This is a genomic window from Streptomyces sp. NPDC033270, assembly GCF_055576575.1.
The window spans coordinates 213,345-225,842 of the sequence record NZ_JBVIRA010000005.1; the positions used below are offsets into that span (position 1 = coordinate 213,345).

The 12,498-nt window shown below is 67.3% G+C and carries 13 protein-coding genes, 1 tRNA gene and 1 pseudogene; 9 read left to right on the top strand and 6 right to left on the bottom strand.

The features are described from left to right. Nucleotides 1–148: 148 nt before the first annotated feature. Nucleotides 149–487, bottom strand: coding sequence for a MerR family transcriptional regulator (locus tag ACZ5XZ_RS10880; RefSeq protein ID WP_468976385.1), 339 nt, complete (start codon nucleotides 485–487; stop codon nucleotides 149–151). A 659-nt stretch (nucleotides 488–1,146) separates the two neighbouring features. On the opposite strand from ACZ5XZ_RS10880, the gene ACZ5XZ_RS10885 reads away from it, so the two are divergent. Beyond that, the gene (locus tag ACZ5XZ_RS10885) at nucleotides 1,147–1,416 is read left to right on the top strand and encodes a hypothetical protein (protein ID WP_468976387.1); all 270 of its coding nucleotides are present in this window, start codon (nucleotides 1,147–1,149) and stop codon (nucleotides 1,414–1,416) included. 243 nt (nucleotides 1,417–1,659) lie between these two features. Here the strand turns inward: ACZ5XZ_RS10885 and ACZ5XZ_RS10890 are convergent, their stop codons facing one another. From ACZ5XZ_RS10890 to ACZ5XZ_RS10900, 3 genes are all read right to left on the bottom strand, one after another. Continuing rightward, complete coding sequence (locus ACZ5XZ_RS10890) at nucleotides 1,660–2,250, bottom strand: DUF5994 family protein (protein ID WP_468976390.1); 591 nt, start codon at nucleotides 2,248–2,250, stop codon at nucleotides 1,660–1,662. A 232-nt stretch (nucleotides 2,251–2,482) separates the two neighbouring features. After that, nucleotides 2,483–2,905, bottom strand: coding sequence for a YjbQ family protein (locus tag ACZ5XZ_RS10895; RefSeq protein ID WP_468976392.1), 423 nt, complete (start codon nucleotides 2,903–2,905; stop codon nucleotides 2,483–2,485). Nucleotides 2,906–3,004: 99 nt separating this feature from the next. Continuing rightward, the gene (locus ACZ5XZ_RS10900) at nucleotides 3,005–3,163 is read right to left on the bottom strand and encodes a DUF7196 family protein (RefSeq protein ID WP_468976395.1); all 159 of its coding nucleotides are present in this window, start codon (nucleotides 3,161–3,163) and stop codon (nucleotides 3,005–3,007) included. 282 nt (nucleotides 3,164–3,445) lie between these two features. Here ACZ5XZ_RS10900 and ACZ5XZ_RS10905 point away from each other — a divergent pair. After that, nucleotides 3,446–3,517: pseudogene (locus tag ACZ5XZ_RS10905) on the top strand (integrase); the annotation flags it as partial. A gap of 127 nt (nucleotides 3,518–3,644) precedes the next feature. Here ACZ5XZ_RS10905 and ACZ5XZ_RS10910 read toward each other — a convergent pair. Further along, a tRNA-Gly gene (locus ACZ5XZ_RS10910) sits at nucleotides 3,645–3,718 on the bottom strand. 281 nt (nucleotides 3,719–3,999) lie between these two features. Here ACZ5XZ_RS10910 and ACZ5XZ_RS10915 point away from each other — a divergent pair. From ACZ5XZ_RS10915 to ACZ5XZ_RS10940, 6 genes are all read left to right on the top strand, one after another. Further along, nucleotides 4,000–4,158, top strand: a complete 159-nt coding sequence (locus tag ACZ5XZ_RS10915) for a hypothetical protein (RefSeq protein WP_016573140.1) — start codon at nucleotides 4,000–4,002, stop codon at nucleotides 4,156–4,158. A 160-nt stretch (nucleotides 4,159–4,318) separates the two neighbouring features. Next, nucleotides 4,319–4,894, top strand: a complete 576-nt coding sequence (dcd, locus tag ACZ5XZ_RS10920; protein ID WP_468976397.1) for a dCTP deaminase — start codon at nucleotides 4,319–4,321, stop codon at nucleotides 4,892–4,894. Nucleotides 4,895–4,963: 69 nt separating this feature from the next. Continuing rightward, entirely contained in the window at nucleotides 4,964–5,473 is a 510-nt protein-coding gene (locus ACZ5XZ_RS10925) for a phosphoribosyltransferase (protein WP_468976400.1), read from the top strand. Between the two features lie 442 nt (nucleotides 5,474–5,915). Further along, entirely contained in the window at nucleotides 5,916–7,160 is a 1,245-nt protein-coding gene (locus tag ACZ5XZ_RS10930; protein ID WP_468976403.1) for a beta-ketoacyl-[acyl-carrier-protein] synthase family protein, read from the top strand. A 39-nt stretch (nucleotides 7,161–7,199) separates the two neighbouring features. Further along, complete coding sequence (locus tag ACZ5XZ_RS10935; RefSeq protein ID WP_468976405.1) at nucleotides 7,200–8,069, top strand: alpha/beta fold hydrolase; 870 nt, start codon at nucleotides 7,200–7,202, stop codon at nucleotides 8,067–8,069. A 566-nt stretch (nucleotides 8,070–8,635) separates the two neighbouring features. Further along, nucleotides 8,636–9,754 (top strand): acyltransferase family protein, encoded by a 1,119-nt coding sequence (locus tag ACZ5XZ_RS10940; RefSeq protein WP_468976408.1) that lies wholly within the window; start codon nucleotides 8,636–8,638, stop codon nucleotides 9,752–9,754. Between the two features lie 100 nt (nucleotides 9,755–9,854). Here the strand turns inward: ACZ5XZ_RS10940 and ACZ5XZ_RS10945 are convergent, their stop codons facing one another. Then, complete coding sequence (locus tag ACZ5XZ_RS10945; RefSeq protein WP_468976411.1) at nucleotides 9,855–10,409, bottom strand: hypothetical protein; 555 nt, start codon at nucleotides 10,407–10,409, stop codon at nucleotides 9,855–9,857. A 346-nt stretch (nucleotides 10,410–10,755) separates the two neighbouring features. Here ACZ5XZ_RS10945 and ACZ5XZ_RS10950 point away from each other — a divergent pair, with 346 nt between their 5' ends. Continuing rightward, a complete protein-coding gene (locus tag ACZ5XZ_RS10950) occupies nucleotides 10,756–12,285 on the top strand; it encodes a ricin-type beta-trefoil lectin domain protein (protein ID WP_468976414.1) in 1,530 nt (509 codons plus the stop codon). The last annotated feature ends 213 nt before the right edge of the window (nucleotides 12,286–12,498 follow it).

Below are 12,498 nucleotides of genomic sequence, written 5' to 3' on the forward strand. Positions count from 1 at the left end.
GGCGTCAGGCTGACGGTGAAGAGCTCCGGCGACGATATCGACGGAGCTCGTCTGCGTGGCTGCTGTGGGTCGGCTGTGACTCCGGCCTGTCCGACGGCGACTGAACGTCCCCGGGGCGCGGCGACGTTGGCGGGCGCGGAAACGGAGTTCAGACGTCGGTCTTGAGACGGTGCCCGGAGGGTGAAGTGCGCAGTTCTTCGTTGATGCGCTGAGCTTCGTCGAGCTGGTCTTCGAGGATGACGATGCGGCAGGCGGCCTCGACGGGGGTCCCCTGGTCGACGAGTTCGCGGGCGCGTGCGGCGATACGCAGCTGGTAGCGGGAGTAGCGGCGGTGGCCGCCCTCGGAACGCAACGGCGTGATCAGCTTGGCCTCACCGAGGGCCCGCAGGAAGGCGGGGGTGGTGTCGAGCATTTCGGCGGCTCGACCCATGGTGTAGGCGGGATAGTCCTCGTCGTTGAGACGGTCGTGAGAGATTTCTGCGGTCATTTGCACCTCTGATGGGGGAATGCATCGTGGGGCCCTGGTGCCGAACACGCACCAGGGCCCCGAGGGATTGAACACCATCTGCCGACTTACTGCGGTGCCGGCTTTCTGTTTCCGCACCGTCGCCCGGGAGAGGGCGGGAAGTGCGGGGATCGCGGATGTGTGACCGGGGACCACCTTCCAATCCGGGGCCTGCGGTACCCGAGCGGACTCACTTCCTCGCCCGGGCGATCCTGATGGTGTCTGCCTCCTTCTCTTCCTCCTGTCGACCTGCTTGCTACTGCGGATCCTGCGGTTCTGCTCGCGGCCCCAAGGGCCGCCCGGCCCGGCAGTCAGTCGCGGGGCCCACGTGCATACCTTTTGGCTCCGCCACTCCACTGCCGTGCCCTCTTCTGACACTGCACGCGCGGCAGTTCGACCTCTGCCGCGCCCTTCGATCTCTTGGCTACGACGAAAACCCTAAAGCCCGAGCGGGCGCATGTCTACCGCCGCCGTGACAGATTTTCTGTGAAGGTAAGCATCGGGCTTCTGCCATCCGCGCCTGATGGAAACTGCACCAGGAAGCGCGTTGTCCGGGGTGCGGGAACCGAAGGGGCAGGCACACTGCCTGCCACGGCAAAAGGCGCAACAGATCACAGGTGGGGTGTACGCGCATGAACGGTATGAAGATCACCAGCGCCCCTCATCCCGTACCGACCGTGGTGCGGGGCGAAAGCCTGGACCGGTACACCCTCCAACTCTTTGCCGGCCCGGACACGCTGACCGCCGCGGTCAGCGACCTCAGCTCAGCGGCCCCCCGCGAACGCACACCTGATCTCAATGGCGGCGGCGGTGGCTTCGGCCGGCACATGGTCCGCCACCTCACCAGCCACCTGGCCATCGCCCCTGCTCCCGGAACCGGCAAAACCATTTATGCCCAACTCCCCCGGTAGCGGGGCCTTGTCGGCGAGCTGTGCATTGGGATGTGAGGTGCCTCCCATCAGCTTGAATCGGTGTCTGTCGATGCAAGCCGGGGAAGGAGTCGTCCGCCGAACGGCAGATTGCCACGGTCGCCCAGGTCGCGAGCCGGCCAATGCCCTCGGGCCTCATTGGCGCCTGATGGTTGCTTGGCCTGGGGCCTGCTTCCGGAGCAGAGAGGGGAATTGAAACCGCGCTCTCGAAGGTTGCCACGATGCTCAGATGCCATCCGGCGTATCCGGCACCTGGGCAACGATTGCGTGGGCGGGGGAACGTGAGGTCGGCAGGCTTGCGCCATGGCCGCCTTCTGAGTCCCAGACCGAAACCAGGGACAGTTCCGTCTCCTCCGCGATCCGGCGTTGCTCCGCTTCGTCCATCAGGGCGCTCGCGGTGCGGGTGCCCAGCGGATCGGCGGCCTCGGCCATGAGCCTGGCGGCTGTGGCGGGACCGGTCTCCGGAGGAATCACCAGCAGGTCCCAACGGCCGACGCTGAAGGAGAGCAGCAGCAGCTTGTGTGGATCTTGCTCGGCGGTGAACCAGCCGACACCCACCACATGCCCGTCGACGGGCACCTTCCGTGGGATGACCGGCCAGAAGGTGGGGTTCACCGTGACATGGGTGATCCGCCCCCACAGGGGGTCGAGGGCGGCCGTCAGCGCGGGCAGTTCCGCCGTGAGGTCACGGGAGTGGGGCCACCACGCACCGTCGAGCAGAGCCGGAGCGGTGCCGGCCGGCGCCAGCATGAGTCGGAGGGGCAGCGAAGCGGTCCGGTCTTCGACCGCAGGCGGATACCGAATGGTCGTGGTCATGACGCGGACCCTGCCCCGGGCCGACCGCGACCGGCCCGGTGTCGTGAATCGCCGAAAACGACACGAGCATAGGAGCTGGTGTGCGAATTGCCCTCGGTAGTTCCAGCTTACTCCCGTTAAGGCCCGCCGGACCGATCCGGAGCGAGCGAGTGGAGGGCACAGGAGACCTTGGGGTGGCTCGTCTGAGAATGGCCTCGCCAGGGAGACGAAGACCAGGCGCAGGGCCGTGTGGTCAGCTGAGGAATGACAGCCGGACCTGGCGTTCCGGGTTGTCCCGGTCGGTGTTCACCAACACGACGGACTGCGAGGCACCGAGCTCAAGCTCACCATCGACCACGGGCAACGTGGCGTGTGGTGGGACCAGAGCCGGGAGCATGCGAGCGATGCTGTGACCAGGACTGCGGGGGCGGTCTTGCGAGCGGTCCTCCGTGGGAAGAACGTCGCCAAGGGCCGCCAACAGGTCATCGTCGCTGCCTGCCCCGGTCTCGATGATGGCCAGGCCGGACGTCGCGTGGCGGGTGAAGATGTTCAGCAGTCCGTTGTGCCCGTGAGCGGCCTCCCGGAGGAACGCGGAGCAAGCGTTCGTGAGGTCGTGCAGCGTCTCAGTGGAGCTGGTGGTGATGGTGATCGTGCGGGTGGTGAAGGTTCCAGCCATGGTTCACCGGTACCCGTCGCACAGCCCGAGCACTGACGGCCGGACGGGTTGTTCCCCCGAACTCCGCCGTAAGGCTGAGGGCGGACCACCCGCCGGGCGTCACTGCATGACGATGGTGATCGATCCGGTGCCGCCTGCTCGTTGGTTTGCGGCCTCGGCTTCCCGGTAGGTGACGTAGTGACGAATGGTGCCGGCGGGCAGGTTCAATTGGTAGCCGAAGACGGTCTGAGGTGCTCCCCCGCCGCAATTGCATGGCATGGGTGCGGGTCCTTTCACGTTGTGGTTCTTCAGCGCCGGATGGGGCCGGAGGTCCCCGGGCTCCGCGGCCCGTGTGCGTCTCTCCGGGAGGTGCCGCGCAACGAACAGGCAGGGAGGCGTCAGTGCATCGCCGCGCGGCGATGCACTGACGGCGTGTCAAGGGGAGTTGCGGTTCGGCCCGATTCATTGGGACGAGCGTCGGAGATCGTCCGCCGGGTCCCGTCGGGTACCCACTGGCGACCTTCCCCTTGCAGCCTGATCACCGTCCGACCGCGAGTGCCTTCGTCGGAGAAGGCCGCGCTCATCTATCAGCACTCGGATCTTGAGCGGCAGCATGAGGTGGCGAGCGGACTTGCGTGACCTCGCGCGGGCCCGCCCGCCGCAAGGCTGATCAGAAGCTTTCTGGTGCGGATCTGGGTGGGACGCCTGACCTGGGCCGGACAACGAACAAGGCCCAGGTCTCCGACCTGGGCCTCAACTATGGAGCGGGTGACGGGAATCGAACCCGCGCTCTGAGCTTGGGAAGCTCATGTTCTACCATTAAACTACACCCGCGTAATCCCGCCTCGGATCGAGTGCGGAACATCGTCGCACACTCTACCTCATCGCCGCCGGGCGGTGCATTTGGCATGCCCGGGTGAGGGATGTTGGCATGTCCGGGTGGGGGCTGCGGGGTGCCTGGTGGAGGTGGGGGCGGAGTGTGGCCCGTGGGTGGACGCGGGTGCGGGGGGCGGGAGTTGAGGCGTACGGTTGGGCGTCGGAGTGCCGCGTGCAGGAGCACCCAGTTCATCCCCTAATGTGGCTTTTGTTGTCCACGCAGTTGGGAGAGGGACTTGATGGAGCGCACCGTCGTACGCTGTGCCGAGGGCCACGTGTTCAGCACCGCTTCGTTCCCCATGCAGACCACCGACCGGCTCGGTCCCGGACGGCTGTTGCGCTGCCCGCGCTGTGCTCGGCTGCGGCATTCGGTGCCCGTGGAGCACGCCAAGCGGTAAGACGCAGTGATGGGGAAGCAGCGCAGCGGTAGGTAAGCAGCGCAGAGAGATCGACAGGGATCCGGAGGGGTCCGAAGACGGATGGTTGGGCCCGGTTCCCTGGTGGGAGCCGGGCCCTCGTCGTGCGGTGGGGGTGGTGCGGGCGCGTATCCTCGTGTGCGTGCTTCTCTCAGACAAGGACATCCGGGCCGAGATCGACGCTGGTCGGGTGCGCATCGACCCCTACGACGAGTCGATGGTGCAGCCGTCCAGTATTGACGTGCGCCTCGACCGGTACTTCCGGGTGTTCGAGAATCACCGCTATCCGCACATCGACCCCGCCGTCGAGCAGTCCGATCTGACCCGTGAGGTCGTTCCGGAGGGGGACGAGGCGTTCATCCTGCATCCGGGCGAGTTCGTGCTGGCCTCGACGTACGAGGTCATCTCGCTGCCGGATGATCTTGCTTCCCGGCTGGAGGGGAAGAGCTCGCTGGGGCGGCTGGGGCTGCTGACGCACTCGACCGCCGGGTTCATCGACCCGGGCTTCAGCGGGCATGTGACGCTTGAGCTGAGCAATGTCGCCACGCTGCCGATCAAGCTGTGGCCGGGCATGAAGATCGGGCAGCTGTGCATGTTCCGGCTGACCTCGCCGGCCGAGCACCCGTACGGCAGCGAGCGGTACGGCTCGCGATACCAGGGCCAGCGCGGTCCGACGCCGTCGCGTTCGTTCCGGAATTTCCACCGTACGCACGTGTGAGGCAGGCGCGGGCGCACAGCGGGCGCCGGGGCGCGTGGGGCACAGGGACACAGAAGGTCTGAGAGATACGTGAGTGACGTGCGGGAGAACCTGACGTACGAGCGCTTCGGCGGCGCGATCCGTGAGCTGGCGCAGATGGTCGCCGACGACGGGTACGAGCCCGATGTCGTGCTGTCGATCGCCCGGGGCGGGGTCTTCGTCGCCGGGGGCCTGGCGTACGCGCTGGACTGCAAGAACATCCACCTGGTGAACGTGGAGTTCTACACCGGGGTGGGGACCACCCTGGAGATGCCGGTCATGCTGGCGCCGGTGCCGAACGCGATCGATTTCAGCGAGAAGAAGGTGCTGATCGCCGACGACGTCGCGGACACCGGCAAGACGCTGAAGCTGGTGCGCGACTTCTGCCTGGAGACCGTGGCCGAGGTCCGCAGCGCGGTGATCTATGAGAAGTCGCACTCGCTGGTGAAGTGCGAGTACGTGTGGAAGCGCACCGACGACTGGATCAACTTCCCGTGGTCCGTGTTGCCTCCATGCCGTAAGGCCGGCACGCCGATCACTCCGTCGCGCGACGCTTTGTAAAACTGGCGTGGCGGCAACGTCGCCGTGGGTTCGCATCCCACAGCCTCCGCAGACAGACGGCCCCTGAACTGGAAAATTCCGGTCGGGGGCCGCTTCTTTGCCCGATGGCCGTTGCTCCGCGGCCGACCGTTCTTGGCCGCGCGTCTTCGAAGGAGCGGATTTTCGCAATCTCCGTAGCGCCGAGGGAAGTTTTACGGCTGGCGAAGACGTGACTATCGAGCTGGTTTCAGCGTTGTGCATGAGAAAAGCCCCAAGAGGTCACGGGCGACCGGGGCGCAGGACAGATACGGATTTGCGCGCTATGGAATGGCGACGCGGCATGGCTGCCCTGACGTCGGCCAGAGCTGCAGCAAGGCCCCTGCGCACGCTCCCGCCTGGTGGACTCTTTCAGCCCGTGCCCTTGACGCTCTGGGGCCCTTGCGCACGTATGGGAGTGGACAGTATGAGCCGTCCGGGATGCGAACCTTTTGCTGCTGCTGTCACGGGTCTGGGTATGGTGAGTGCGGCCGGCGTCGGAGTCGATGAAAATTGGCACCAGGCCACTCATTGTCTTACGCCGTCCGGGGTAAGAAAGCCGGAAGAACTGAGTGGTCTGCCAAATGACTTTATGTATCTTGTGCAGGGCCTGGATATGACCCAGGTGTTTGATGCTGCCGAGCTCCGCCTGATGGACCGCTTTTCTCAGTTGGCAGTGGTGGCGGCGCGCGAGGCGGTCGCTGATGCCGGGCTCGATGCCAAGGCCTGGGAGGGCGACCGGGTAGCCGTCATCATCGGTACCGCGAACGGGGGGCTGCCCTTGCAGGAGCGCGAGCATGTCACGCTCCAGGAACGGGGCTACCGCCGGGTCACGCCGATGACGGCTGTTCTGACCCCGGGGAACGCCGCGGCGGCAAGTGTCTGCCGCGATCTGAATGCCTTGGGCCCCAGTTTCGCCATGAACTCCACCTGTGCCTCGGCCACCGACGCCATCGGGATCGCGCGGCAGCTCCTGCGCACCGGGATGTGTGACATCGCCGTCGCAGGAGGCGCCGAGTCCGCCTGCTCCCGTCTCCTCGTCGCCAGCATCTGCAAGATGAAGGGTCTGTCGACACGCAGGGACGATCCCGCCACGGCGTGCCGGCCCTTCGATGCCGACCGGAGCGGGTTCGTCACAGGTGAGGGCGCCGGCCTGCTGGTGATGGAACGCCCGGAGTATGCCCGGGCACGCGGGGCTCGGGTGCGGGCGCAGGTCGTGGGGTACGGCGCTTCGAACGATGCCTACGCCCCGGCTGCTCCGCACCCCGATGGTGTCGGTGCCGAGCGGGCGCTGCGTACTGCCCTTGCGGATGCCGTAGTCGAGCCGGCCGATATCGCCCACGTCAATGCTCATGGCACGGCCACAGTGATGAACGACCTCATTGAGGGGACCATGTTGCGGCGCGTGCTCGGTGAGCACCCGCTGGTGACATCGACCAAGGGCCACACCGGCCATACGCTGGGCGCGGCCGGTGGCATCGAGACCGGCTTCACGGTTCTCGCGGTGCAGCACCAGTTGGTCCCGCCCACGGCGAACCTTCAATCGCTCGACCCTGCCATTCCGATCGAGGTGGTGGCCAAGCGAGCCAGGCCGGCGCGGGTGGAGTACGCGGTCAAGACCTCTCTTGGGTTCGGCGGGCACAACGCCGCCTTGGTGATCGGCCGTGGGTGAACGGTCCTCTGCCATCGACAGGCATTCTCAAGGAGAAGAATGACCACCGAAGTGATCGGGCGTGTGCTCGTGGACGGCTTGTCGTGCTCCTACCGGATGCTGCGGCATCCCTCACCCCGCTTCGAGCCACTGCTGGTACTCGGCGGTGCACTGCAGGACAAGTACGGCTGGCACCATCTCGACGACCATGTCCTGCCGCACATGAGTCTGATCGCCGTCGACCTTCCTGGTGCGGGAGACGCTGACCCGCTTCGTCCGGAACAGGGGTTGGAGACCCTTTGCGCGGTGCTTGAAGCGGTGGTGAAGGACCTCGCGCTCACTCGCATCAACCTCTTCGGCTACTCCTTCGGGTCCGTGGTGGCCTATGCCTTCGCCCAACGTCACCCCGCTTGGGTCGCGCGGCTGCTTCTGGGCGGGGTGCCGGTGCAGGTGAGCGATGCGCAAAGAGCCCGTTGGAAGGCAGCCACAGTCCACCTGGATGCCGGTGAGCTCGACGTCTTCATCGACCTCGCGCTCAGCCTCTGGCTCTGCCAGGACCAGGAACTACCCATCCAGCACCGCTATCTGGCTCACCGCTACGTGAAGCGTCTGCTGAAGCAGTCCGTCAACACCCCTTGGGGAGTGGCCTACTTCAACAGGACGCCGATCGACCTGCTGGAACTGGGCGGGCTCAGTGGCGTACGGAGCCTGGTGTTCTGCGGCGAGTACGACCACTTCGCGCCTCCTGAACAGCAGCGAGCCTTTGCTGCAAAAATCGATGACTGCCGGTTTCTGACCATCGGGGAGTCGGACCACTGGGTGGCTTTCGAAAGGCCTCAGGCCGTCATCGACCTCATGATCAGGTTCTTCACCGATCAGCCCATCAAAGAGAGCCTTCCCGCACAACGCTCGGCGGCGGTCCGCATCTAGCAGCACGCTGCCCAAACGAGTTGTGCAAAGGATGTGAGCCGGCAGGTGAGTGGCTTCGTCAACTCTCGGAGCTCTCATCTGCCGTTGGTGGCCTAACTGGGTGACAACCGGTGCCCCACGTCAGTGCGCCCCCCGTATCCAGCGGGATTGTTCCGGCAGGATTCCAGTCGAGGCCGCGGCCACAGCGTAAGCCCCTCAAGGAGGAGCGCGGAGAGCTGTCCCATCACGTCCTGCTTTCGGCTGGCCTCGGCTATACGCCTGGTGGCGCAGCAGCAGGTGGAACGGAGGTATTTCTCTGACGGGTTGGGGTGGCCGAGTCGGCAAGGCTCGTAGGTTTGAGTAGCTGGGCGAAAGCCCACGAGACTCTGCCAGGCAGGACCGGCAATGCCTGCGACCTCGGGTGCGCCTCTTGAGAGAGAAGGCTGTCCGAAGCCTTCGTGAAGGCTCATCCGAAGAGCCCGTCAACGGCACCCACACCACGGGACGCAACAGTCTCTGGAGCACAGATGCGATTCTCCACACGGTCGCCACAGTTGAGGACCGGAGCCCCGACAGGCGCCCTTCGTATGCTGGGACAGGCGCTCCCTGCCCAGGCTGTGCCACTGGGACGGCTGCCCTCTTTGACGGGGCTCCGCTTTGTCGCTGCGGGCGGCGTGGTCTACGTCCACTGCATGTTGCTGACCAACCCGAACCTCATCCACACCCTGGGACCGCAGGCGTGGGTAGGCACCAGTTCAGTTTCGCTCTTCTTCATTCTCAGCGGCTATCTGCTCACGCACTCTGCGCGTCCGGGAGACACTGCTCGCGCCTTTTGGAGGCGGCGCGCCGCCAAGATTCTTCCGAACCACGCCGTTACCTGGTGCGTGGCCACGGTCGTCTTCCTCTCCATGTGGCCGGCGGCCTTGGCGAGCCCTTCCGGGATGGCGGCCAGTCTCTCCGGCCTCTTTCTCCTGAACACCTGGATTCCCGGCACCACCTTCGCCTTCAGCGGAAATCCTGTCGCCTGGTCATTGACCGTAGAGGCGCTGTTCTACCTCCTCTTTCCTCTGCTGCATCCGCAGATCCAACGCCTGTCCACCCGCCAGCTGCTGGTGGGAGCGGGGACCTGCGTGGGGCTGGTGTGGGCGTGGCCCGTAGTGTGCGAATTCGTGATCAACCCTGGCGGGGACCGATTCATCGAATATTGGTTTCTGTATACGCTGCCCCTTACCCGCCTGCCCGAGTTTGTCTTGGGCATGGTGTCGTCCCGCCTGCATGCCAAAGGAATCCGGCTGCGGGTCCGCGTTCTGCCGGTGGCGGCAATCGCCCTTTTCGTCGTCTTCTTCATCGGCGCTTCGCTTCCCGCCAGATTCATGTTCGCGGCCGCTAACCTGATTCCGGTCTTTTTGCTGGTGCACGCCGTCGCTGAACTCGACCTCCGGTGCGCTCCCTCGCTTCTGCGCAGGACGTCTGTGGCGTTCCTCGGTGAAATCTCCTATGCGATGTACCTCGCACACTTCCTGGTTCTGGCACCGGTCGCATTCGGCCTCCGGGCCTACGGGTGGAGCACCCCCCAGGCGGTGTTGATCGCCCTCCCCCTCGTCCCTTTGGTCTCGTGGCTGCTGTATCGGGGCGTCGAGCAACCCTGCATGCGGCGCTTCTCCGCCGCGCGCAGACGCGCGGAACCCCGAACGGCTTCGCTGTAGGAGCAACACCCGTGGGAAGCGGGGCGTCGGTCACAGGCGGTTTCCTGGTCTGCGGGCAGGTCTGTGCCGTCCCAGGAGCACGCGTGGCGTACGCGGAGGGTCAGAACAGCCAGGCCAGGTAGGCGGAGACGGCGATTCCGGCGAGGGACGTGAGCGCCAGGCGCTTGGCGAACCAGGCGATCCGGGTGCCGCGTACCGCCGTGAAGAGGTCCTGACCCGACGTGCCCCTGCGCGGAAGGACACCGCTCGCCGTCACGGGGAGCGCCGCCGAGCCGAGCAGCAGGCCCAGGAAGGTGAAGGCGAGGAGGCTCCAGGCCGCGCCCATGCCGGCGACGACGTAGCCGCCGCTGCCCTTGCGGACCTCGATCGTGTCGCCGGGGTCGGCCTCCCGGGTGTTCACTCGGGCGTGCGGGTCGCTCGGCAGGCCGTCACCGCCGTCGGCCTCGGCCGGGCGGAAGGTGCCGCAGCAGTGGCGCAGGCCTCCGCGGCCGTTTTGGCACTGGCTGACGGTCAGCTTGCCGCCGGTGCCCGAGAGTCCGGTCGCGGCGGCGGCCTGGGACAGGGATACGCCGCAGATACCGAGGGCTATCAGCAGGCCGACGACGCCGGCGGCGCGGCCCGCGACGGTGGGCCGCACATCACTCGTTGTGGGCATGGACAGACCCTATGGCAGGGGTCGCCGCTGAGGGCGGGGGGTCCGGTGGTGTGGTGTGAGGGCCGGGTCCTCGACGTGCGAGGGGGAGTTCCTCGACGTGTGACGGGGAGCTCCTCGACGCGTGAGGGGAAGTTCCTCGACGCGTGAGTGAAGGGGTGTGCGGGGCGCTGATCGTCCGTGGGGGTAAGGGAGTTGGCCGTTGGCCGGCTCCCTTTCGCATGTGCGTGGGCAGGTTTCGGCCAATCGCGCTCCCGGTGTTCCGCAGTTGCTTACCTGCGAGTAAATACCGGCGGTAACAGCGGGCGCAGTGGGAACAGCTGACCCGCGGAACCGGAGGGGAGGCCCCGTGGTGCGTGCGAGACGTAGGCGGCGGGTGAGGGCTGGGCTCGCGGTCGTGACCGCGGCCTTGACGGTGGCGTTCACCGGGGCGGCGGGCGGGGCGAGCGCCGCCGCGCCCCGGGCGGCCGGCGCCACACCGCTGCCGCCGGCCCTGGAGACGATCCGGGCGCAGCAGGCCGTCGAGCTCTACGGCGACCCGGCCGAGCGGCCCGTAGGAGAGCGGAAGACCTCGTTGATCTCGCTGGGGGACAGCGAGATCTCGGGGGAGGGCGTCGGGACGTACGAGCCGGGGACCGACGGGCCCGACAACTGGTGCCACCGGTCGCCGGACTCGGCGATCCACCGGACCGGGATCGCGGCGGAGGTGACGTACAACGTCGCGTGCTCGGGCGCGTACAGCGGCAACATCGTGATCGGCGGGAGCAAGCAGTACGCCGACGAACTGGTGCAGAGCGACAGTCTGGCCATCGCGGCCCGCAACACCCGGCTGAAGATGGTGCTGCTGGTGGCCGGGGCCAACGACGATCTGCAGTTCGGGCCGGTGATGACGGACTGCGTGGAGCGCTGGTTCCTGCTGCAGGGCACGTGTGAGCCGAAGTACCAGCCGGGCTGGCAGGCGCGGGTGGACGGGCTGGTGCCGAAGGTCGAGCGGACGGTCGGCGATCTGCGGACCGTGATGCGCGACGCCGGGTACGCGGACGGCGACTACCGGCTCGTGGTGATGTCGTATCCGAGCCCGATCGGGCCGGACGTGGAGGACAACCCCCACTACCCGGGGAAGTTGCCGGGCGGCTGCACCGGCTACACCTCGGACGCGGCGTGGGGCCGCAATGCCGCGGTGCCGGCCTTCGAGCGGGGCGTGCGCAAGGCCGCACGGGACTCGGGGGCGACCTACCTCGACGCCTCGCGGCTCTTCCACGGGCACGAGGTGTGCATGGAGGAGACCTGGGCCCGCGGGCTGTATGTGAACCTCTCCAACCCCTTCCCGCCGAACGCGAATTCGGTGCGGCAGTCCTTCCACCCCAACGCGCGCGGGCACGGCGCGTTCGCCTCGTGTCTGACCCAGCTGTACGCGGCGCCGGGGCTGCGGGAGGCGTCCTGCGCGGACGTGGCCAGTACCGGGCGGCCGAAGCTGTACGCGGGGGCCTGGGACGATGCCTACCGGCCGCTGAAGAACGCCGGTACGGGCAGCTGTGTGGACGCGACGGGCGGGGTCAGCCGCAACGGCACGGCGGTCGTCGGCTGGGACTGCAACGGGCTGCGCCACCAGGACTGGTGGTACGACGGTGAGCAGGGGTCGGTGCACGTGGGGCTGACCCAGGACCGGTGCCTGGACGTGCCGGGTGCGCGCTACGAGGCCGGAGCCGGGCTGGTGCTGTGGAACTGCTCGGGCGCGGCGAACCAGCGGTTCGTGCGGGCGGATGGCGGGTCGATCCGGCCGGCCGCCGCCTCCTCGCTGTGCCTGACGCTGGGCGGCGCGAAGGAGCCGCTCAGGCTGCGGGCCTGCGACGGATCGGCGGGGCAGCGGTTCGCCTGAGGCCGCCTCCGGTGGGGCGGGGCGCCCGCCGCCCGGCGAGGCGGGCGGGCGGCTCGGGAAGCCCGTCCGGGGTACGCCGAGTACGTCGAAGGGGGCCGGGGGGGGGGGGGGGGGGGGGGGGGGGGGGGCCGGGGGGGGGGGGGGGGGGGTACAAGAGGGCGAGGTTTTCCAAGGACAACAACACCAACAAATGGAGGGGGGGAGGGGCACAAG